Annotated in this window: 18 protein-coding genes and 1 pseudogene; 11 read left to right on the top strand and 8 right to left on the bottom strand. The window is 60.1% G+C overall.

Going from position 1 to position 21,018, the window contains the following annotated elements:
* Positions 1–408: 408 nt before the first annotated feature.
* The 4 genes from C1A35_RS34565 to C1A35_RS34550 are packed head-to-tail and all read right to left on the bottom strand — an operon-like array spanning position 409 to position 4,262.
* Positions 409–1,737, bottom strand: coding sequence for a TRAP transporter large permease (locus C1A35_RS34565; protein ID WP_104668744.1), 1,329 nt, complete (start codon positions 1,735–1,737; stop codon positions 409–411).
* A gap of 3 nt (positions 1,738–1,740) precedes the next feature.
* Entirely contained in the window at positions 1,741–2,313 is a 573-nt protein-coding gene (locus C1A35_RS34560) for a TRAP transporter small permease subunit (RefSeq protein WP_104668743.1), read from the bottom strand.
* Between the two features lie 59 nt (positions 2,314–2,372).
* On the bottom strand, positions 2,373–3,392 hold the full coding sequence (locus tag C1A35_RS34555; protein ID WP_104668742.1) for a TRAP transporter substrate-binding protein: 1,020 nt from the start codon (positions 3,390–3,392) through the stop codon (positions 2,373–2,375).
* A 42-nt stretch (positions 3,393–3,434) separates the two neighbouring features.
* Positions 3,435–4,262 carry a GntR family transcriptional regulator gene (locus C1A35_RS34550; protein WP_199773109.1) on the bottom strand — a complete coding sequence of 276 codons (828 nt, stop codon included), beginning with the start codon at positions 4,260–4,262 and terminating at the stop codon, positions 3,435–3,437.
* A 141-nt stretch (positions 4,263–4,403) separates the two neighbouring features.
* Between C1A35_RS34550 and C1A35_RS34545 the strand changes: the two genes are divergently transcribed.
* From C1A35_RS34545 to C1A35_RS34535, 3 genes are read left to right on the top strand one after another with little or no spacing between them, the layout of a single operon-like run.
* Positions 4,404–5,603 (top strand): mandelate racemase/muconate lactonizing enzyme family protein, encoded by a 1,200-nt coding sequence (locus C1A35_RS34545; RefSeq protein WP_199773108.1) that lies wholly within the window; start codon positions 4,404–4,406, stop codon positions 5,601–5,603.
* Between the two features lie 10 nt (positions 5,604–5,613).
* Positions 5,614–6,381: an SDR family oxidoreductase gene (locus C1A35_RS34540; RefSeq protein ID WP_104668739.1), complete on the top strand. Its 768-nt coding sequence runs from the start codon at positions 5,614–5,616 to the stop codon at positions 6,379–6,381.
* 11 nt (positions 6,382–6,392) lie between these two features.
* On the top strand, positions 6,393–7,430 hold the full coding sequence (locus C1A35_RS34535; protein ID WP_104668738.1) for an L-idonate 5-dehydrogenase: 1,038 nt from the start codon (positions 6,393–6,395) through the stop codon (positions 7,428–7,430).
* A 739-nt stretch (positions 7,431–8,169) separates the two neighbouring features.
* Here the strand turns inward: C1A35_RS34535 and C1A35_RS34530 are convergent.
* Complete coding sequence (locus C1A35_RS34530; RefSeq protein WP_104668737.1) at positions 8,170–9,075, bottom strand: LysR family transcriptional regulator; 906 nt, start codon at positions 9,073–9,075, stop codon at positions 8,170–8,172.
* Positions 9,076–9,203: 128 nt separating this feature from the next.
* On the opposite strand from C1A35_RS34530, the gene C1A35_RS34525 reads away from it, so the two are divergent.
* Together C1A35_RS34525 and C1A35_RS36255 are read left to right on the top strand one after the other, a co-directional pair.
* Positions 9,204–10,400 carry an MFS transporter gene (locus tag C1A35_RS34525; protein WP_199773107.1) on the top strand — a complete coding sequence of 399 codons (1,197 nt, stop codon included), beginning with the start codon at positions 9,204–9,206 and terminating at the stop codon, positions 10,398–10,400.
* The gene (locus C1A35_RS36255) at positions 10,313–10,771 is read left to right on the top strand and encodes an NAD(P)-binding protein (RefSeq protein ID WP_337442012.1); all 459 of its coding nucleotides are present in this window, start codon (positions 10,313–10,315) and stop codon (positions 10,769–10,771) included. The genes C1A35_RS34525 and C1A35_RS36255 overlap by 88 nt, the downstream gene beginning before the upstream one ends.
* On the opposite strand, the gene C1A35_RS34515 is transcribed toward C1A35_RS36255, so the two are convergent.
* Positions 10,729–12,132 (bottom strand): helix-turn-helix domain-containing protein, encoded by a 1,404-nt coding sequence (locus tag C1A35_RS34515; RefSeq protein ID WP_104668745.1) that lies wholly within the window; start codon positions 12,130–12,132, stop codon positions 10,729–10,731. The genes C1A35_RS36255 and C1A35_RS34515 overlap by 43 nt on opposite strands.
* Before the next feature lie 125 nt (positions 12,133–12,257).
* On the opposite strand from C1A35_RS34515, the gene C1A35_RS34510 reads away from it, so the two are divergent.
* The 3 genes from C1A35_RS34510 (at position 12,258) to C1A35_RS34500 (ending at position 14,673) form a co-directional block, all read left to right on the top strand.
* Positions 12,258–13,850, top strand: a complete 1,593-nt coding sequence (locus C1A35_RS34510; protein ID WP_104668736.1) for an isocitrate lyase — start codon at positions 12,258–12,260, stop codon at positions 13,848–13,850.
* A 69-nt stretch (positions 13,851–13,919) separates the two neighbouring features.
* A complete protein-coding gene (locus C1A35_RS34505) occupies positions 13,920–14,099 on the top strand; it encodes a hypothetical protein (RefSeq protein WP_104668735.1) in 180 nt (59 codons plus the stop codon).
* A gap of 34 nt (positions 14,100–14,133) precedes the next feature.
* Positions 14,134–14,673 (top strand): UPF0262 family protein, encoded by a 540-nt coding sequence (locus C1A35_RS34500; protein WP_104668734.1) that lies wholly within the window; start codon positions 14,134–14,136, stop codon positions 14,671–14,673.
* On the opposite strand, the gene C1A35_RS34495 is transcribed toward C1A35_RS34500, so the two are convergent.
* Positions 14,592–15,677, bottom strand: a complete 1,086-nt coding sequence (locus tag C1A35_RS34495) for a nucleotidyltransferase family protein (protein ID WP_104668733.1) — start codon at positions 15,675–15,677, stop codon at positions 14,592–14,594. The two genes, C1A35_RS34500 and C1A35_RS34495, sit on opposite strands and share 82 nt — an antisense overlap.
* Positions 15,678–16,011: 334 nt before the next feature.
* Between C1A35_RS34495 and C1A35_RS34490 the strand changes: the two genes are divergently transcribed.
* Together C1A35_RS34490 and C1A35_RS34485 are read left to right on the top strand one after the other, a co-directional pair.
* Complete coding sequence (locus C1A35_RS34490) at positions 16,012–17,763, top strand: adenylate/guanylate cyclase domain-containing protein (RefSeq protein WP_234823121.1); 1,752 nt, start codon at positions 16,012–16,014, stop codon at positions 17,761–17,763.
* 335 nt (positions 17,764–18,098) lie between these two features.
* Positions 18,099–18,461 (top strand): annotated as a pseudogene (locus tag C1A35_RS34485) (IS6 family transposase); the annotation flags it as partial.
* Positions 18,462–18,525: 64 nt separating this feature from the next.
* Here C1A35_RS34485 and C1A35_RS34480 read toward each other — a convergent pair.
* The gene (locus C1A35_RS34480; RefSeq protein ID WP_104668731.1) at positions 18,526–19,644 is read right to left on the bottom strand and encodes a heme-binding protein; all 1,119 of its coding nucleotides are present in this window, start codon (positions 19,642–19,644) and stop codon (positions 18,526–18,528) included.
* Positions 19,645–20,773: 1,129 nt separating this feature from the next.
* Between C1A35_RS34480 and C1A35_RS34475 the strand changes: the two genes are divergently transcribed.
* On the top strand, positions 20,774–20,947 hold the full coding sequence (locus C1A35_RS34475) for a hypothetical protein (protein WP_158665261.1): 174 nt from the start codon (positions 20,774–20,776) through the stop codon (positions 20,945–20,947).
* Positions 20,948–21,018: the final 71 nt, after the last annotated feature.

Below are 21,018 nucleotides of genomic sequence, written 5' to 3'. Positions count from 1 at the left end.
CGAAAGTGCCTCGACTACAGGACGCCGGCCGAAGTGTTCCGGGCACATTTGCAAGAGGGAGGTTGAACCCCTACCCTGAAAACCGGCGTGTTGCACTTCGGTTAGGATGTCCCGGGTTAACATTGGACCCGGAGGCATCGGCAACCAGACCCGCCGTGATAACCGAGACCCTCGGATCTTATTCCGCACCGAGGCTATGTTCGACGAACAGAGAGCCGCTCGATGTTCTTCGTCTTGGCGGAACCACGGTCACGCCCAGCTCTCCTCCCCAACGAGCCTATTTGGCTAAGGCTTAAATGCCGCAGTCCCTCGGGAGCGAGGTCTACGTATCGGCCAGTTGTATGGTCCTGACGGATAACTGCCAAACGACACCGTCAATCGACTACGATTGAAGGAGACATGGGTTAGTTATCGTCCGGTAATGCCCGGGAACGCGATCAACATGGCGACGGCGAGGATCTGTAACATGATGAACGGCACAAGAGCCCGGAAGATGATCCCCAGCGTAATGCCCGAAGGGGCCACTGACTTCAGGTAGAAGGCGGCCGGCCCAAAGGGCGGCGACAGGAACGACACTTGCATGTTCATGCAGAAGAGAACGCCGAACCAGACCGGGTCCATGCCGAGCGACTTGATGATTGGTACAAAGATTGGCATCGTGAGAAGTGCGATCCCGACCCAGTCGAGAAAGGCGCCCAGCACGAACAGGATCAACATCATCACCAGCACGATCACAGTCGGATTATCGGAAATGCCGGTGATCATGCCAGAAACGAAATTCACGCCTCCCATCAGGTTGTAGACGCCGACGATGGCTGTAGCACCGATACCGATCCAGACGATCATGCCCACAGTCGATAGCGTCTGCATCGCCGCATCGCGCAGCAGCTTATATGAGAACTCCCCACGCAGAATGGTCGAAAGGATGACCCCGCCGACCCCGATAGCGGAGGCTTCCGTTACGGACGCGATGCCGCCGTATATCGAACCGAGAACGACGAAGACGACGAGCACCGGCAGGGCAAGACCCTTAAGGAGCCGGAGTTTCTCTTGCGTTGGGATCGGCGTCGTATCCACCGGCGGCACGACGCCGGGCGTGAAGTATGCCCGGACGAGAATATAGGCAACATAGAACATTGCCAGCATGAAGCCAGGCAGGAAGGCTGCCGTGAACAGTTCACCGATAGAAACGTTCGCAGTCAGGCCATAGATGATGAGGACGATGGAGGGCGGGATCATCGTGCCGAGCGAACCGCCCGCGCAGACGACGCCGATCGCCAAGTTGCGATCATATCCGAGACGCAGCATCTGCGGCAGCGCGATAAGGCCGAGAAGGACGATCTCGCCGCCGATGATACCGCTCATGGCGGCGAGGATCACCGACACGAAGACGGTTTGCACCGCAACGCCGCCGCGTATGCGGCCGGCAAAAAGCTTCATCGCGTCAAAAAGGTCGCGTGCGATGCCGGAGCGGTCGAGGATCGCCGCCATCAGCACGAACATCGGCACCGAAACGAACACGAAGTTCATCACGAAGGAATAAACGCGGCTCGTAATGAGCGGGATCGACATCGGACCGAACCAGCCGAGCGCGAAGATGAGCGCCACGAGCAGCGTGACGAAGGCGAGCGGCATGCCGGAAAGCAGCAGGCCAACCATCATCGCGAACATGAGCAGCGTGCCCCAGCCGATGCCGAGCGCCTGCAGATTGATGCTTAAATCAAGGAAATCGGCCATCGATCAGTCCTTTGAGGCTCGCTTGGCGTAGTTGACGGCAAGAATCAGGAACTGCACGACGAGAAGGATCAATACCACGAGGATGAAGATCTTGATCAGGGCCGGCGTCGGCGGGCTCCAGGCACTGCCGGTCGTCTCCAGGCGGACCTCGCCGGAAGGGGTGATCACAGCCCGTTCGACCATGTGATAGGCGGCAAAGGCGAAGAAGCCGCTGGCAAGGGCGCTGACAAGCGAAATGACGATATCGGCGATCCGGCGCGCGCGGGGGGAGAAATGATCATAGAGCAGGACGACGCGAATATGGGTGTTGCGGGCGGTGCAATAGAGACCGCCGAAGACGAAAGCCACACCGCAAAGGAAGACTGTCGTCTCGTGGGCCCAGATCGTCGGGCTGTTCAACACGTAGCGCAGGAACACTTCCAGAAGCAGTATGAGCGCTGCGAGCACGATGCCGATCGCGAAGACATAGCCGACCTTGTCGATCAGACGCCCAAGTATGCCGGCTTCTGGAACGGCCCCGACGACCTCGGCGCCCATCGCGGCCTCGGCGTCCTCTGAAAACGTGTCTCTTGTCATGCCCCTCCTCCTCGGCACGAGAAAACGACGGCCCGGAGCGGGCCGCCGCATGGAATTGGTCAGAGCAGGCCCTTTTCCTTCAGGTAGGCAGTCAGGGTGTCAAACACCTTCTGGGCCATCGGCGAGCGTTTCGCGATGTTCTCCCATTCGGCGACCCCAAGCTTGCGAAACTTGGCACGCTCCTCGGCCGACCAATCGTGGATCGTGATCGACCCTTCGGCCTTGGCGGCCTCCACGGCCTTCTGGTCGGCGGCCTTGAGACCGTTGATCTGGGTCTGCTGGAATTCCTTGACAGTTTCCTCAAGCATCTTTTTGAGATCATCCGGCAGCGCGTCCCACTTCGCCTTGTTCATCGAGACCTCGACGAGCGGCAGCGAGTGGAAGCCCGGGTACACCGGATGTTTCGCAGCACCGTTGAGGCCCTGTGCCTGGTTGACCGAGAACACGGAATAGTCAGCCGCATCGACCACGCCCTTGTCGATCGAGGTATAGACTTCGGAGGACGGCAGGTTGACCGGGGCGGCGCCAGCGGCTGCAAAAACGTTGGCAATCGGACCTTCCGGGGCACGCATCTTCAGCCCCTTGAGATCATCGACACCATCGAGCGGCACACGCGAGACGAACGCTTCCAGGCCCGGAGTGGAAACGCCGATAAAATGCAGGCCGTAGGAGCCGAGCAATTCCTGCATGATTTCCTTGCCACCGCCGTTCTCCACGAAATCGATCATCTGCGCCGGATCGGACCAGGCCCCGACCGGATTGGAGATCAGGCCGAAAGCCGGGTCCTTGCCGGCCCAATAGGACGAGTCGCAAATCTGACCATCCAGGATGCCGCCGGCAACCGCGTCGAGCGTTTCGTTGTACTCGACGACCGAGCCGACCGGCAGGAGTTCGATCTTCACCTTGCCGCCTGAGCGCTCGGCAACCAGATCCGTCCAGCCCTTCTGATATTCGAAGTTCGGGTTGCCCGCCGGGTCCGAAGACTGGAAGCGAAACGAGAATTCCTGCGCAAGCGCAGTGCTGGCAAGGCCGATGGCCGCGACAACGGCAAATGTAGTGCCAATAAGAAAACGCTTCATATTAAACTCCTCCCGTGAGTATCCGACTTGGCTTTTCGATTGTTAGCTCGTGGCTGGCTTGCCTTGGTCAGCCTCCGGCGCTGTCCATGACGTCTTGCTGGAACGAACGGAAAACCGAACGTCTAGCAATGCCGGATCAACCTGCTCTTCCAGCTCCCGCAGCATCCCGATGCCGTATCCCACCAGCTCATCTGACGCGGCGCACGCCTTATCCTCCTCACCCGCGAGGATGAAGTCCATTATTGCAAGATGCCGCTCGGCACTGCCGACGATACCATCACGGCCGCTGATTTGGTTGATATGCAGGAAGCCGATGCGGCGTGCGATGGCGTGCAAGGGGCTTAGCACACGATCAAGAAAGCGCTCGCCGGATGCGCGGATCACCAGTCGGTCGAAGGATTTGTCGATGGCGTTGAAAGCGTCCAGCGACAGCTCGTCAAGCTCAGCGGCGAGCTTGCGACGTAGATAGTGCAAAGCCGCTCGGTCATTGGCCGTTATGTTGCGGATGGCGGTCGATGTCACGAAACGGTTAAGGTCACGGCGCAGTTCGGCCAGACGCTTCTCACGCGAAAGGTCGATCGGCGTGACACGTAGCCCATTACGCGGACGAATCTCCAGAAGCGTTTCGGCAGCAAGGCGACGCACCGCCTGATGGACCGGCGTGCGACCAAGATCTACCATGGCCTGAAGGTCCTGCGTACGGATTTCCTCGCCCGGCGCGATCCGCATCGTAACGAAGAGCTCCTCGATGCGCTCATAGGCGACCGTCGTCAGATCGCGGCTCAGCTCAAGCGACCACACCCCTTCCATGCCGGCGGGCGACGTGCTTCGCGTTTTATCTTCTTTTTCCACCCGCATCGTCTCTTGCAAAAAACTTTCCCGAGGGCTATTGCAATCGTGCTGTGATATTTCACAAAATATCATCGCATGTCAATTGCGTTGGACATGATTTCTGAAATGGGCGCGTGGCCGCCGCATCGGTGTTTGCGGACGGGCACGGAGGAGGAACAGGTGAAGATCACGGCATTGGAAACGTTGCGCACCGAGGAATTCGCCAATGTCCTTTGGGTTCGCGTCCACACGGACGCCGGCACGATCGGCCTTGGCGAAACCTTCTATGGCGCCGGCGCCGTCGAGGCCCACATCCACGATACGCTGGCAGCGCGCCTTCTCGGACAGGACCCGCTGCGTGTCGAGGCGCTGAACCGGGTCATGACCGATCTGCCGATGGCGCAGTCCTCGACGGGTGCGGAATACCGCGCGGCCTCGGCCATCGACATCGCGCTGTGGGACCTGTTCGGCAAGGTTTGCGACCAGCCGGTCCACCAGATGCTCGGCGGACTGTGCACAGACAAGCTGCGCGTCTACAACACCTGCGCCGGTTACGGTTATGTCCGCAGCAATAACATCCGCCCCGTCGACACCTGGAACCTCGGCGCTGCCGAAGGTCCCTACGAGGACCTCGCCAGCTTCATGACGGATGCCGGGGCGTTGGCGGAGAACCTGCTCGAAAACGGCATTTCCGCCATGAAGATCTGGCCCTTCGATCCGGCCGCTCAAGAAAACCGCGGCCTCTTCATCTCCGCCGAGCAGATGAAGACGGCGATCGAGCCCTTCGAGAAGATCCGCAAGCGCGTCGGCGACCGCATGGAGATCATGGTCGAGTTCCACTCGCTCTGGAATCTGCCGACCGCCAAGAAGATCGCGCGCGCGCTCGAACCCTACGCGCCGACCTGGTACGAAGATCCGATCCGAATGAATTCGCCGCAAGCGCTGGCCGAATATGCCGCCTCGACGGATGTCTGGGTCTGCGCCAGCGAAACACTCGGCTCGCGCTTCCCCTACAAGGACATGCTGGAGCGCGACGCCACGCATATCGCCATGGTGGACCTCTGCTGGACGGGCGGCCTGACGGAAGGCCGCAAGATCGCGGCGCTCGCAGATACCTATCACCGCCCCTTCGCCCCGCATGATTGCACCGGCCCGGTCGGCTTCGCCGCAGCCATCCACGCCTCCTTCAGCCAGCCGAACACGCTGATCCAGGAATCCGTGCGCGCCTTCTATACCGGTTGGTACAAGGAACTGGTGACGGTCGTTCCGACCATCAAGGACGGCTATGTCCTGCCGATGGATGGTCCCGGCCTCGGTGTCGACCTCCTGCCCGCCGTCTTCGAGCGTGCCGACCTCACTTGTCGCAAGTCCGAACTGTAAGGAGCCCGCCATGACCAACCGGCTTTTCGACCTTTACGGCCGCACCGCCCTCGTGACCGGCTCGACGCGCGGCCTCGGCAACGCCATCGCCCGCGGACTGGGCGACGCGGGCGCGCAAATCGTGCTGAACGGTCGTTCGGCAGAGGCGGTCGCAGAGGCGGCGAATGCCATGCGCGCCGACGGCTACACCGTCTTCGAGGCCGCCTTCGACGTGACCAGCGAGGCCGATGTCGTCCGCACCTTCGAGCGCTTCGATGCTGAGGGGCTGGCGATCGATATCCTCGTCAACAATGCCGGCATCCAGCATCGCCAGCCGATGGTCGAGCTTGCGCTTGCCGACTGGCAGCGCGTCATCGACACCAACCTCACCAGCGCCTTCCTGATCGGCCGCGAGGCCGCCCGCCGCATGATCCCACGCGGCTACGGCAAGATTGTCAATATCGGTTCGCTGACCAGCGAGCTCGCCCGCGCCACCGTCATCCCCTATACGGTGGCCAAGGGCGGAGTGAAGATGCTGACCAAGGGCATGGCCGCTGAATGGGCCAAGGACGGCATCCAGGCCAACGCCATCGGCCCCGGCTACATGCTGACTGACATGAACGAGGCGCTGATCAACAATCCGCAATTCGACGCCTGGGTAAAGGGCCGCACGCCCGCCGCGCGCTGGGGTAAGCCGGAAGAACTGGTGGGCGCCGCCGTGTTCCTTTCCGCACCGGCCTCCGACTACGTCAACGGCCAGATGATCTTCGTCGACGGCGGCATGCTGTCGGTTCTTTGAGGAGACTTGCGATGCGCACCGTCGTCGCCCATGCAGCCCATGACCTCCGGCTGGAGGATCGTCCCGACGAGGCCGGCCCCGGCGAAGGCGAGGTTCTCGTCCATGTCGCCGCCGGCGGCATCTGCGGTTCGGACCTCCACTATTACCACAATGGCGGCTTCGGCACCGTGCGCCTGCGCGAACCGATGATCCTCGGCCATGAGGCATCCGGCACCGTCGCCGCGCTCGGCAAGGATGTGACCGGGCTTGCGGCCGGCGATCTTGTCGCCATCAATCCGTCGCTGCCCTGCGGCCGCTGCGAGGAGTGCCAGCGCGGCTTTCGCAACCACTGCAACGACATGCTGTTCCGCGGCAGCGCCATGCGCTTTCCCCATGCGCAAGGGCTTTTCCGCGAGGCACTGATCGTTCCGGCGCATTTGCTCCATCCGGTCGGCCCCGGAGTCGATGCCGGGCTTGCGGCGCTTGCCGAACCCTTCGCGGTTTGCCTGCACGCCGTCAAGCAGGCAGGGTCCCTCCTCGGCAAGACGGTGCTCGTTTCGGGCTGTGGCCCCATCGGCTGCCTGACCATAGCCGCCGCCCGGCTTGCCGGCGCACAACGGGTCATTGCCTGTGATGTCGTCGCCGAACCTCTGAAGGTCGCCGAACGCCTCGGCGCCGACGAGATCGTCATCAACGGCTCGGATTCCACCGGCCTCGACCGCTACAAAGCCGGCGAAGGGCGGATCGATGTTGCTTTCGACTGTTCCGGCCATCCGGCGGCGGTCGCCACCGCCACCGAGTGCCTTCGCCCGCGCGGCACGCTGGTTGCAGTCGGCCTTGGCGGCGCGATTACCTTCCCGCTTCCTTCTGTCGTCACGAAGGAACTGGTCGTTGTCGGCAGTTTCCGCTTCGATGCCGAATTCGGCGAGGCCGTCGGCCTCATCTCGAGCCAGCGCGTCGACCTCTCCCCACTAATCAGCCATACCTATCCAGTCGACCGCGTCGTCGAGGCCTTCGATCTGGCCGGCGACCGCAGCCAAGCCATGAAGGTTCAGTTGGCCTTTCGTTGATCGGCAGTGACGTGAGTTGAATACAGCCTCCAAGGTCTGGCAATTCGCAGGTCGTGGTGGCGATCCTATGGAGATACGCAGATACCGGCCGCTCCGCGTCCATCCAGGCGGGGGCTCTGGTCGTCGCGCGCACGACGAACGCGCGCCTTTCCAGTCGATACATTATGCGATCCTGCACATGCACGCACGAAATGGGAACAGACCAAGAAGAGAGCCCCGCGCGAAGGCGGGGCAGTCGCGCATCCCCAGCTTTGAAGGATGCGGCGGAACTCTGGGCGTAGAGGGGCACGGCGAGACTATGCTGCCGACACCTGCTGGAGAAGCGCTGATCGCATAACCACGACTGCGTACTGGCGCGGCAGAACGTCGGCGGCATCGGCGCCAGATAGGACATCCCGGAGACCACGGCCAAGAACCAGGGGACAAGAACCTCGGCCCGGCGGTGGAGATCACCCCGACAACCGCCCGTATCTGCGAAGGGTGTCGGGCCGATCTGCTGTTTCTCGGCCTCTGCGGATTGGCGGCGTCCATCATCGGGACTGCGGCGATTTGAGATTGCTGATGGCCGTCCGGGATACGCCCTTCTGACCATCACGCCTGCAGACGTTCCGGCGCGTCGAGGACCGATCCCGCGCCGCAGGTCGCGAGTTTTCCAGCCGCCCGCTTTTGGGAGATCAACCACGACTGCGCTGGCGCGCGAATATCCAAGCGTTGACGATGCGCCCAGCTTCGCGGAGCGCTATCGGTTCGAAGATGCGGAGAGGTAACCGGCGCTCTTCAGTCGTTCCGCTAGTGCGTCAATGAAGAATTTGACTTTCGCCGGCACCATGTGGCGGCTGGGATAGACAGCCCAGATGGCGAGCGGCTCGGGTGCCGCATCGCCGAGTGAGATCTCCCGCAACGCACCGTTGGCAAGGTCTGCCGCAACATCCCAGCGAGACAGATAGCCAATTCCGAGGCCACCACGACAGGCCTCGTGGATCGCATCGATCGAATTGGCCGTGAAACGTCCGCCCACCTTTATCACCCGGCTCCGACCCTGTGATCGAAAGGACCAATGCGCCATGGCAGTGTTGGTGAGACATTCATGGCGTGAGAGGTCTGATAATGAAGCCGGCGCGCCGAACTGCTCGATATAGGCGGGGGAGGCGACGAGTAGGCGGGGATTGTCGGCCACCCGTCGCGCGATCAGGTCACTGTCGCGCAGCTCCGCGATGCGGATGGCGAGGTCGATGCCATCGGCCACGATGTCGATGACCGTGTCGGTCAATTTCAGATCGACCTGCACCTGCGGCCAGGCTCGCATGAAGTCGACGACCAAAGGGGCAGCAACCTGCCGGCCGAAGGCCAACGAGGCGCTGAGCCGCAACAGGCCTGTGGGCTGGACACCGGCGCCTTGCACACTCGCTAGAGCCGCTGCGCGCTCGTCCAGAAGCACCTTCGCATGGGGCAGGAAAGCAAGCCCATCATCCGTCAGGGAGAGTGCTCGGGTGGTGCGGTGGAGGAGACGAACACCCAGCTCTTCCTCAAGCCCGGAAATTAGCCGCGTAGCCTTCATCGGCGAAAGCCGTAGTCGGCGCGCCGCCTCCGCCAGACTGCCGGCGGTGGTCGTCTCAATTAAAAGGGTCAGTGCATCGAAATCCATCGTAACGAATATTGATACACAGCCCTATCCAGCTGCGCCACTATAACAATCTCGCCGGGTCCGTATTTTCTGGCCATCGACATTCATTTGGCCTCCCGCCCAGCCGGGGAGGCAGGAGGAGATGGCCCATGTCAGTCCAAGACGCCACCGGCAACGATGCAAATTCCAAGAACCGTCTCGGTCTTGGTTCGACTTTCGCCATGGCGGCGGCAGCCGGGATCGCGGTCGCCAATATCTACTACAGCCAGCCCATGCTGGCGGTGGTCCAGCGGGAGCTGCCCGGCAGTCTCTCCAGCGCGATCCCGACAGCGACCCAACTCGGTTACGCGCTCGGCCTCTTCCTCCTCGTTCCGCTCGGCGATCTCGTCGAGCGTCGCCGGCTGATCATCGCGCAATTCGCCCTGCTGGCGGCCGCGCTCGGTCTTGCGGCCATTGCGCCAAGCGCGCTGTCGCTCTTGCTCGCTTCGTTGGCGATCGGATTCGTGTCCACCGTTGCCCAACAGATCGTCCCCTTCGCCGCGCATCTGGCAGCACCCGAACGCCGTGGTGCAACCGTTGGCACGGTCATGGCGGGACTGCTCACAGGCATTTTGCTGAGCCGCACGCTCGCAGGTTTCGTCGCCGCCCATGCCGGCTGGCGGGAAATGTTCTGGCTCGCCGTGCCCATCGCTCTGGCAGCCGCGGGCCTGATGGCAGCACTCCTGCCGCGCAGCGCACCGGACACGAAGATGGCCTATCGTCATCTGCTAGGCTCCATCGGCCATCTCTGGGTCGAGTTCCCGGCGCTCCGCCTTGCCGCGGTGACGCAGGCAGCGCTGTTTGCGGCGTTCTCCGTTTTCTGGACCGTCCTGGCCTTCCGCCTCGAGCAACCCGCATTCGACATGGGCGCAGATATCGCCGGCCTCTTCGGCCTGCTCGGCACAGTCGGAATTCTCGCGGCTCCGCTCGCCGGCCGTTTCGCCGACAAGCATGGTGCAGCGGGCGCCGTGATGCTCGGCGCGGTCGTGACACTCGCATCCTGGATCGTGCTCGGCATCTGGAGTTCGCTGATCGGCCTGATGGTCGGCGTCATCCTGCTCGATTTCGGCATGCAGGGCGCCTTGGTCTCCAACCAGCATATCGTGTTCGCGTTGCACCCGGCCGCCCGCGCTCGCCTCAACACCGTGCTGATGGGATCGATGTTCCTCGGCGGCGCCCTCGGCTCGGCCACATCCATGCTGGCCTGGAAAGGCGGCGGATGGTCCGCCGTCAGCGCCCTCGGTATCGGGTTCTCCCTCGTCGCCACCGTCCTTCAACTTCGGGCCGTGGGCCGGCGCGCGAACTGAACACCCACCAAACGAAGGAGATCGTCATGACACGCTCCCGCATTATCATCGTCGGTGGCTCGCTTGGCGGATTGTTTGCCGCAACACTGCTCCACCGCGCCGGCTTCGACGTCACCGTCTATGAGCGCTCGACCCGTCGACGCTTTCGAAGCCTATCTGGAAACTCACATCGTCCGGCGCAAGAGCATCTGCCCCAACGGAACGATTGCGCTCCGTCCTACTCCTCAACAAACCACAGCTATAGACGTTGCCGGAGCCTGATCGGTGCTGGCGAAGCGGCCGGATGTAATCGGTGCGCTATGCGCCTAGATCCGATCCACACGGCCTTTCAGGCATCCGAGAAACCAAACGGTGCCTCGGTCCGACGGTAGTTGTCGGGAAGGAGCTGGCGACCAATCGGAGGCTCCGATCGAGACGTGCAACCTGTGCGATGACAGAGCTGGCAAGCGATGCCGATCGGCGTGGGTTCATCGGCCTGTGGATGATTGCGACTGTAGACGAGGCGATCTGCGTATTGAGCCTCGCAGACGATCGCAATCGCCCGCTCGACACTCGGGAGGCCATAACGGCCCCCGCCGGCATGCACGGTCCGCGCGATTGAGAAGAAGCGCTGGCCGTCCGGCAGTTCCAGCCACTGAGTTACAACCCGCCTCGGAGTTGTGAACACCTGATGCACCGTCCACAGCGGACAGCCCCCGCCATGACGGGCGAACGGAAAGGCGCCGCTGTTCAACCGCTTTGAAACGTTGCCGGCGACGTCAACCTTGATGAAAAAGAACGGTATACGCTCCTGGCCAGGCTTTTGAAGCGTGGTGAGGCGGTGTGCGGTCTGTTCGAAACTGACGCTGAATTGCCGGGAGAGGACCTCGACGTCGTAGCGCCGGCTTTCGACGGCTTTCGCGAACGCCGCATATGGCATGACAATCGCAGCGGCCGCGTAAGCCGCAATCGCCCGATGGGCTAGCCGTACCGCATTCGGGGTGTCGAAGTTTCCTTCATCGACGGCCGACTGAATTTCCGGCTCAAGTTCCAGATAGGCAAGCTGCAACGCGATCTGGAAGTTCAGGCTCGATTGATCGAGCGCCTCGCTGAGCAAAAGCTCCTTGCGGTGCCAGTCCAGACGCCGGAGTGAGCCGACCATGACCTCCGAAGGCAAACGGCGGACCTTGAGATTGTGTCCAGCTTCGAGATAGGCGATCAGACCGCCTTTCTCTGCAATTCTGACGGAGAGTTTTTCAGAGGCCGCATCGAGCACCGGAAAAAAGTTCCGCCGCGCGGACAAGAAGCTGCGGACCGCGGTTATCGGATCTCCGGGGCCCGCGCCCTCCCCATTTGACGAATATTGGCGTTTGTCGGCGAGCGCGAACTGCCCCTCCTTGTAGGCGGTATGGAGCCTCAACATTGCTTCGGCGAATGCCGGAAAGCTGTGGGCGACATCGGCGATCTCCAACGACCCGAAGTCGACGTCGCTGAGGATCGGGTCCCTCACAACGCCCTGCAGGCGTGTAACCAGGTCAGGGCCGGCGTCATTGGCAAAATCGGAAAAATCGATCTTATAGGCCTTGGCGAGACGCAGGAGCGTTTCCGCCGTGACGGGGCGCTGATTTCCCTCCATCAAAGCGACGTACGATGGCGAGATATCGAGATCTCCGGCCATCTCTGCCTGCGTCAATCCCAGATCGCGTCGGAGCCTTCGAAGTCGCGGCCCGAGATACACACCGTGCTTTTCCATGACGGGCATTACAACATTACAAGGAACTGTTGTAAAGTTTGACAACGTGACACCGGAGCCCCTCGCGCCGCACCAAATCATGCCTATGGTTTCCGCAACGCAGCATGACGACTTTCGGAGGAACAATGTCGTATCAAAGCCTTGTGGAAGAAGCAGAAAAGCTCATCGCATCGAACGAGAAGTGGACCGGCGTCACTGCAGAAGCGGTGGCACGGATGCGCCTCCAGAATCGTTTTCAGACCGGGCTTGACATCGCAAAATATACCGCAGCGATCATGCGCAAGGACATGGCCGCCTACGACGAGGACCCGGCGAAGTACACGCAGTCGCTTGGCTGCTGGCACGGGTTCATCGGACAGCAGAAGATCATTTCGATCAAAAAGCACTTCGGTAACACGGACCGTCGTTACCTCTACCTATCGGGCTGGATGGTCGCCGCCCTCAGGTCCGAATTTGGCCCCCTGCCCGACCAGTCCATGCATGAAAAGACCAGCGTTTCGGCGTTGATCGAAGAACTCTATACTTTCCTGCGGCAGGCCGACGCGCGGGAACTGGGAATGTTGTTCCGCGAAATCGACAAGGCTCGCGCCGCTGGTGACACCGTTCGCGAACGTCAACTGCAGAACTCGGTCGACACCTACCAGACCCACGTTGTGCCGATCATCGCCGATATCGACGCTGGATTTGGCAATGCCGAGGCAACCTACCTGCTCGCCAAGAAGATGATCGAAGCCGGCGCCTGCGCACTGCAGATCGAGAACCAGGTCTCTGACGAAAAGCAATGTGGTCACCAGGACGGTAAGGTCACCGTCCCCCACGAGGATTTCGTGGCCAAGATCCGGGCTCTGCGATACGCGTTTCTCGAGCTTGGCGTCGACGACGGGATCATCGTCGCCCGCACCGATTCACTCGGCGCCGGCCTGACCAAGCAGATCGCTTTCTCGGCGAAGGACGGCGACATCGGCGACCAGTACAACGCCTTCCTGGATTGCGACGAAGTCGAGCCCGGTCAGGCGCTTAACGGCGACGTCCTGATCACCCGCGCGGGCAAGGTCTTGAAGCCTAAGCGGCTCCGATCGAACCTCTTCCAGTTCCGCGAAGGCACGGGCGCCGAACGCTGCGTTCTTGATTGCATCAATGCGCTGCAAAATGGCGCCGACCTCCTGTGGATCGAGACCGAGAAGCCGCATATCGAGCAGATCGCCGGCATGGTCGACCGGGTGCGTGAGGTTATTCCGAACGCGAAACTCGTCTACAACAACTCGCCGTCGTTCAACTGGACGCTCAACTTCCGCCAGCAGGTATTCGACGCCTGGAAGGAACAGGGCAAGGACGTGAGCGCGTACGACCGCAGCAAGCTGATGAGCGCCGAGTATGACGCCACCGAGCTTGGGGCCGAGGCCGACGAGCGTATCCGGACGTTCCAGCACGATGCGGCGCAGCGCGCAGGCATTTTCCATCACCTGATCACCCTGCCGACCTATCACACAGCAGCGCTTTCCACCGATAACCTCGCCAAGGAGTACTTCGGCGAACAGGGCATGCTTGGGTACGTCGCAGGTGTCCAACGGAAGGAAATTCGCCAGGGTATCGCCTGCGTGAAGCACCAGAACATGTCCGGCTCCGATATCGGCGATGATCACAAAGAGTACTTCTCGGGCGAAGCGGCTCTAAAGGCGGCCGGCGAGCACAACACGATGAACCAGTTCGCGGCTTGATCGCCACCACTGAGGCATCAGTGGCAGAGGAGGCGCGGGCCGCCTCCTCTGCCTTGAGAAGGAACTATAATGATGGAAACAATCGAAACCTTGACCATTCCTGAGCCACAGCGTTCTCGCGCAGTGTTCTCTAACGAGGACTTCGAACTCATCCGGGTTGCCGTCAACTACTACCTGCAGGAGATCAGGGAGAGCCCTGAGGGTCTGAAATACTCGAACCTCTACCATCGACTTCGGCGCATCGAATGATGTTACCGACGGCAGGGAGCCTCTGGGACTGCCTATGAGCGCAGGACGTAACCACCTTTGCGCCGTTCAAATTGACCGAGCGGAAGCCCGCCTTGACGCGGGTTTTGAGCGCGAACAGTCGGTGGCGATCGCAGATTTGCTAGAAAGCAATCTGTTTGAGCTGATCGGCCGAGAGCACGGTCCTTACAAATTGCGGCTATCCACGCGGGACGCGAAGCTATCCTTCCAGATATTGACGCAAGACGACGTCCCGATCGTCTCGCATATCTTGTCGCTCACACCCTTCAGGCGGGTCATGAAGGACTACGCAATGATCTGCGAGGCACATCTGAGCGCGGCATTAGCCTCGGACCCATATCGCTTGGAGGCGATCGATATGGGCCGCAGAGCCGTCCATAACGAAGGGTCGGATCTCCTCAGGGAGCGCCTTTCCGCCTGGATCCGAACAGACCACGATACCGCACGTCGCCTGTTCACACTCATGGCCGTCCCTCACCTATCTTCCTTAAGTGGATCGACGCCGAGTTCCTTGAACAACGCTTCCGTCTTCGCACGATCAGCACGGCTCATATAGCCGATCCCGGTCCTGATCGCGGAGCGCCAGGCCTCTCCCCTCTCCCATGCCTCATGCAGTGCGTCCGACAGCTCATTGAGCCGATTGACGACATCGAGTGCTTCGAACAGGAGAACGGCCTGCCTCAAGTCCTTGTCTCGTTTCGCGGAACCAAGCGTGTCAACGATGCGGCGGCTGGCGACGATCAGCTTGTGGACCGCGTAGCGCTCCGGAGCTGGTACGATCACGCTGATGCCTGACTTGTGCAGCATGACGGCTCTGATCGGCTCATAGATCAGGAAGTCCAGGAATCTCAGCGGTTCGGCCGAGGCTCCACCAAGGGCGGGCATGTCGGCCGGTTTGTCCATGTGGTCATCTGATCCCCTGTTTCCGGTCAGGAACTCGACCTTGTAGCCGCTGCGATTGATGAAGCCGGTCACACGCGGCGACCCCGAGCGATGCATGACCGGCCGGAATGTCGGATCGAGGCCCTTCAGGATTTCGAGAATAGGTGGAAGGTTGTCCTCTACTTCGGCCGAGATCGCATAGTCCTGGACGAAGTCGGCATTTCCGGTCTGGAATGACGCAGCAGGCAGACGGACGCCAAGATGTCCCGCATAGGTCGAGAAGGCGACGGATCCAACGAGGCAGGCCCGTAGGCGGAAGATTCCGGCATTGGCAAGAGCTTCGACGACATCGCCCGTAAAGCGATCCGGTTCCGGCAAACCAGCCTCACGAACGAGCGTCGAAACGAATTTGCGGCGAGCTTTGGCGTCATCTTTGATCGCCTTGAAGTCCTCGACCCGTTTGTTGATCTCTGGATCGTCGGCCGGTCCAACATAGCGGCGCTGTTGGCGATACCCCTCCCCCTCCGGCGGCTGGTCGAAATACCAGTATTTCCGGCCCTTATTGTTGACCCCGACGAAGCGGCCTTCAACCGGGAGGTCGGCCGAAAAGGAAGCATCGAGCAGCCGTTGACCAAGTTCGGCGGTCATGGTGCGATACATAAGATCGATCTGCTTCACGCTGCTTCGCTATACTAAATCCTCATATTTAGTATAGCTCAAATCTCACTTTTTCGATAGCAATCTGTATCGCGGCCAGCATGGCCCGACCAACTTCCAGAACGAGGCAGTAGTCGAGGTGGTCCTCCTGTCGTTAGAGCCGTCGGCTGAGACCTGATTGGTCGCAGGTTCGAGTCCTGCCGGGCCCACCACCATGCCAAATCAGCACTTTCGATCTGGATTTTCCCACTTGTCCTGATTGGCGCGGTTCAAGACCGCTTTCGCATCGGCTTATCAGCAGATACTGTATTTCCTTGGCGGAGGGGCAATCGTGGAACGTCGGCTAACCACAATAATGGCTGCCGATTTGGTCGGCTATTCTCGTCTCATGGCGGCGGACGAGGAAGGCACCATTTCGAGACTTCGTGATGCACGAACCTATGTGATTGACCCGGCGATAATGGATGGCGGTGGCCGCATCGTCAAAACCATGGGCGACGGGCTCCTGGTCGATTTTCCATCGCCAGTGTTGGCGGCAAGAGCGGCTCTTCTTATGCAGCGCAACTTGATCTCGCGCGAGGCTCCTCAAGGGGAAGACCGGCGGCTGCGTTTCCGCATCGGTATTCATTTGGGGGACGTGGTGATCGATGGGGACGACATTCTTGGCGACTGCGTCAACATCACTGCGCGTTTGGAAACCATCGCACCCGCCGGAGGCATCTGCATATCTCGCGCAATCTACGATCAAGTGCACGGCAAGATAGAGGCTGGGTTGACGTGGCTTGGGCCGCAGTCCGTTAAAAACATCCCCGAGCCAATTGACGTGTGGCAGGTCGAGGTAGACGGCACGGCGCCCAGTCCGGCTCGGCGCTCTAGCCCGGGGCGTGCATCAATCGCGGTTCTCCCGTTTCAGAATTTTTCTTCCACGCCCGATCAAGACTTCTTTGTCGACGGACTGGTCGAAGACGTCATCACGGAACTAGGTCGCTTTCGATGGTTGTTCGTTATCGCCCGCAACTCAACTTTCGCCTACAAGGGTGCGGCCAAGGACGTGCGTAATATCGCTCGGGAACTTGGTGTGCGCTATGTCGTGGAAGGATCGGTTCGGCGGTCAGCTGATCGGTTGAGGATCACTGTACAGCTAATCGACGCGCTGTCCGGGGCACACATCTGGGCCGAACGGTGGGATCGTCCCATCGCCGATTTTTTTGACGTGCAGGATGAGATAACGCGCCGGATTGTTGCAGGCATAGAACCCGAGCTGGGAGCACACGAACGGAATCTCGCCCTCGCAAAATCGACGGACAACCTTACTGCTTGGGAACTTTGTCACCGCGGCCTTGCTGAATTGCTTTCCTTCGAAGCAGGTTCTCAAGTCGCGGCCGAAAAGCTCCTTCGACAAGCGCTCGAACACGATGCGAATTTTGCACTGCCCTATGCCTATCTAGCGCGTCACAGATACGCGCTCGTCCTTTGGGGACGTGCCGCTGACGTGCCTGTCGCTGTTAAAGAAGGGTTGTCGTTCGCCACGAAAGCCTTAGAAATCGATAGGCGGAATGATATCGCTTACGCGATGATGTCACTCCTTCTTACAGTGGACGGGCGAGCGGCTGAGGCCCTGCCTGTCGCTGAACTGGGCCTTACATTGAATCCCAACTACGCGTTTCTTCACTTTGCACATGGAATGGCGGCCGTTCGGCTCAGAGACGCCGATACGACGATTAGAGCCGCACAAAATGCCATTGATCTCAGTCCTCACGATCCGTCTTTGTTTGCGTTCAAAACGCTGCTTGGTATTGGCTTAATGCTGAGAGGCGAGCCCGAGGACCTCTCAACGGCCCGGATGCATCTACGGGAAGGCGCGTCCTTCGAACGGACAACCTATTATCCATTCATTGGGGCAGCGTTGCTCGCCCTCAGGGCGGGCAATACCGATGAAGTGAGGATCTGGATCTCTAATGCTTTGAAGAAATTTCCAAACCTGAATGCGGAATACGTGCGGGAGGCGGCCTACCCCTTCTATGAAGGCAGTCCTTACAACGACTACCTCGACAGGTTGATCGAGCAGGGGCTCCCCCCGGGAGAAAAGCGTCTGATCGAAGAATAATCGCGTCGGACTGCCAGTACAAAAGCACCAAGCTATTGCTCGAGCTGAAAGCCCGGGCGACGGACGGAAAAGGATCGGGAACGTTCCTAGACGCCGGTTGTTATGCGGTCACCCCGCGAGATCGGGCGCCAACACTGACGCCGAGCGGGCCTCCAGGAGGCAACCATGATACGCTCGTTCCCTTCCCTTCTCCTTCCGCGTCGGCACCCGTTACAGTTGGGCCTGGGGGCGACCGTCGTCGCGGCCGCAATTCACCCCACGCTTCCCGCGCTGACGAGCCCGCCGGGTGATGTCAGGTTAACCGGAGTTGAAGTGTTGGCTGCTAGTTGGCGGTCATGATCCAGCCCGCTGTCAGTTACAAGCGTCATCGTTTCCCGCCTTCTGTGATCGCCCATGCGATGTGGCTCAACTTCCGATTTCCGCTGAGCCTGCGCCTGGTGGAAGAGATGCTGTTTGAGCGCGGTATCGTCGTTTCCTATGACACGATCCGTTGTTGGGCGAAGAAGTTCGGTCCGGACTATGCCGGCCGTTTGCGTCGAAAGCCGCCAAACCGGAGCGATGTCTGGCATCTGGACGAAGTGGTCGTGACGATCGGCGGGAGGAGAAACTGTCTCTGGCGCGCCGTCGATCAGGACGGCTATGTGCTCGACGAGATCGTCCATGCCCGCCGCAACGCCAAGGCGAAGGCCGCGAGGAGGGGCAAGGACCGCCCCCAGGCTGACCGCGCGCGAATTGCAGGGTCCGGCAGGCAGTCCTCCTTGATCAGACGGCGACCAGATCTGGATTGTCATCGATCTTGTTGAGTGTCGCGATGCTGACATGGGGCCAGGCGGCCCGTTCGGGCAGTCCGTCCTCCCGCGGCGCAAAAAAGTTGAGCATTACGACCTGAGAATATTGCAAACGCAGCCGAGGATTGCCGCGTTCGTCCCGCTCGGCGAGTTCCTGAATCCAGAACGTCGATTTCATGCTGACGGGATCAGCCTCGCGTTTGGAGAAGGGGGTGCTGGAGATCCCTCCACTGCGTATCGTTGTGTCCACCGTCAAAGTCGTCGTCCGAAGGATGTTGACACCCCGGTTCGCGAACCGAAGAATCTGGTTCATGTCCGCCGGGCTGAAACCGGGAAAGCCAGGAACAGTTACATTCCCCATGAACGGATTGGCTATGTAGTGCCTGTATGGCTCCAGATACGGATCCGGTTTCACTGGATCACGAAAATCGTAGTCCGGAGTTGATACGTCCTCGAACCTTCCCGAAGGTAGTCCAGTCAAGGGTGGAATTGCGGGCATTCCATTGTGGACGGCAGATCTGCCGAGTGCCAGCACCGAGTTTCCGTGAGGAATTGAAGCCAAACGCGCGACATCCAGTTCGGACTCGGTGGCAACCGCGCCGTCGAATATATCAGTCGTAGAACGCAGGTTTTTATCGAAGAGCCACAGGCCGGGTTCGTGGTGTATTGCGTCGTTGACCGATCCGGCCAAACCGCCGCTGTTCGGCCGATCTTCTGCGGCGACCTGCCTGATAACCTGCTGATAATCCACAGTGGCCGTTCGCTGGTCCGACTCGTTTTTACCGGGTCTCATCAAGCCGCGATTGGGCACACCATCGTCCACGAAGGTAAACTGCAGTATTTCGCTGTATTGGTTCATCAACACGCGGAATTTGAACGCCGCCGGCGGCGCTGTGGATTTGGAGAACGGCAGGGCGATCATGTTCCAGCCTGTCCCTCTTGCCTCCCAGGCGCCAAGCAAGTTCTTGAGTGGCCCTAAATCAGGCGAAGCCTTTGTCCGCTTGGTCTCAAGACCTTGGATTAATGGCGCGCGAATTAGGGGAACTTCCGAAAATTCGCGGTTGTTGGACGCAGGTTTCTTGGCGGCAACCATCGGGCTCTCTCCTCAACACTGGCTTGTAATTTTTATGACACACTACTTCTATTCCCAGTATTCGGCAATAAAATTGCGCAATTCCTAAATTAGCACCGACCAACTTCGGTTGGTTTCGAGTGCAGGCAACGCATCGGTGGCGGCTGGCGTTCGACCTTTTGATTTCTAGGGTGGCCGCACGCGGCAGGATCCAAGACCGACGCGATCGCGGCCGGCATGTCCCGGTGCACTTGACGGTGCCTGATCACGCTATTCCGCCTCGAGGAACGACGAGCCTCCGCCCCTGATGACATTTAGACATGGGATTGCGGCGACCGCCCTTGTCATTCGGCCGATCAGGCAGGGGAAAAGGAAGCGGCGCCCTGAAGGACTCGCCTGAATTCGCATTGATGAGCTGCCTTTGCCCGCGCTCCCGTGGAATATGTGCGGGCTTGATCCAGGAGCGCCTTGGCAGCCGGGGCAAGGGTTGTATTTGTCTTTACTAATTTACCTTTTGGCGTAACATCGTTTCGGCGTCGGTTCCTTGGGGACAGATGATGCGCTGCCTTGCAGGTTAGTCTTTTTGCTTCTCAGTCCAGTCATTCTGAACAGCAACAACGTTTCTCTAGCCTACTTACTTCCAGTGCAGGATCCGGCTCATTTCGCGCGAACGACATTGTCAACGAGCCGTTTGATCTCTTGCTCATGAAACCGGGCAAGTTGCCCCGTTACGATTGGAGATATGTCATGCCAGGCAATTGGGATCCTATTCAGACTCTTAAATCCGGCCGGGTCGAGTGGCCCAAGGGTCCGATCGATAACCTCAGCCAAGGCTTTGCTCCCAGGTGGATCGAGGCCTGGGTTATGCAAGGGGGCGGCTTCGGCGCTGGGAGTGACTTGCCGGGGCCTAGTCAAAGCACCAACCACGGTTCAGGTTGGTCAGGTTGGGGGCAGCCGCCTTATACTCGCTGGACTGCGGACGTGCCCGGGTGGGTTAATGGTACCTTCCAGCCCGGACCGGCATTGGGGATCTCGCTCCTGGCTTCACGCAATAGTGGAGGGGCTTATGAATACAATTGGTGGTTTGAGGTTGTCATTCTGCAATAGCCGTTCTCGGTAGCCGTCGAGCGAGGAGCAGATGGAGGATGAAATGGACATCGACCAAGATTTTATTGATCGTTTTAAGGCACAGATCCGTCTCCTTGAGGGCATGAAGCAGTCGGTGGAGGACGCCATTGAAAGAGCCAACGTCCAGCTTGAGGAAATAAACAAGAACAAGGGGGAACCTGTGGAAAAGGTCTTTGGTGTTCAGCCAAAAGAATAACCGGCGGCTCAGGGCGGTGGTGGTCAGGATTACTCGGTTGAAGCGACCCAAGGCAGCTTTCAGCTCCGCCG

The sequence above is a fragment of the Ensifer adhaerens genome (assembly GCF_002940685.1).
GTDB lineage: Bacteria > Pseudomonadota > Alphaproteobacteria > Rhizobiales > Rhizobiaceae > Ensifer > Ensifer adhaerens_E.
This window is presented reverse-complemented; position numbering and strand designations above follow the sequence as displayed.

Bases quoted from the DNA above. Each gene is read 5' to 3' on its own strand.
- C1A35_RS34555 (WP_104668742.1), bottom strand. From the start codon at position 3,392: ATGAAGCGTTTTCTTATTGGCACTACATTTGCCGTTGTCGCGGCCATC.
- C1A35_RS34565 (WP_104668744.1), bottom strand. From the start codon at position 1,737: ATGGCCGATTTCCTTGATTTAAGCATCAATCTGCAGGCGCTCGGCATC.
- C1A35_RS34535 (WP_104668738.1), top strand. From the start codon at position 6,393: ATGCGCACCGTCGTCGCCCATGCAGCCCATGACCTCCGGCTGGAGGAT.
- C1A35_RS34500 (WP_104668734.1), top strand. From the start codon at position 14,134: ATGAGCGCAGGACGTAACCACCTTTGCGCCGTTCAAATTGACCGAGCG.
- C1A35_RS34560 (WP_104668743.1), bottom strand. From the start codon at position 2,313: ATGACAAGAGACACGTTTTCAGAGGACGCCGAGGCCGCGATGGGCGCC.
- C1A35_RS34530 (WP_104668737.1), bottom strand. From the start codon at position 9,075: ATGGATTTCGATGCACTGACCCTTTTAATTGAGACGACCACCGCCGGC.
- C1A35_RS34515 (WP_104668745.1), bottom strand. From the start codon at position 12,132: ATGGAAAAGCACGGTGTGTATCTCGGGCCGCGACTTCGAAGGCTCCGA.
- C1A35_RS34480 (WP_104668731.1), bottom strand. From the start codon at position 19,644: ATGGTTGCCGCCAAGAAACCTGCGTCCAACAACCGCGAATTTTCGGAA.
- C1A35_RS34490 (WP_234823121.1), top strand. From the start codon at position 16,012: ATGGCTGCCGATTTGGTCGGCTATTCTCGTCTCATGGCGGCGGACGAG.
- C1A35_RS34505 (WP_104668735.1), top strand. From the start codon at position 13,920: ATGATGGAAACAATCGAAACCTTGACCATTCCTGAGCCACAGCGTTCT.
- C1A35_RS36255 (WP_337442012.1), top strand. From the start codon at position 10,313: ATGGTCCGCCGTCAGCGCCCTCGGTATCGGGTTCTCCCTCGTCGCCAC.
- C1A35_RS34540 (WP_104668739.1), top strand. From the start codon at position 5,614: ATGACCAACCGGCTTTTCGACCTTTACGGCCGCACCGCCCTCGTGACC.
- C1A35_RS34510 (WP_104668736.1), top strand. From the start codon at position 12,258: ATGTCGTATCAAAGCCTTGTGGAAGAAGCAGAAAAGCTCATCGCATCG.
- C1A35_RS34525 (WP_199773107.1), top strand. From the start codon at position 9,204: ATGTCAGTCCAAGACGCCACCGGCAACGATGCAAATTCCAAGAACCGT.
- C1A35_RS34475 (WP_158665261.1), top strand. From the start codon at position 20,774: ATGGACATCGACCAAGATTTTATTGATCGTTTTAAGGCACAGATCCGT.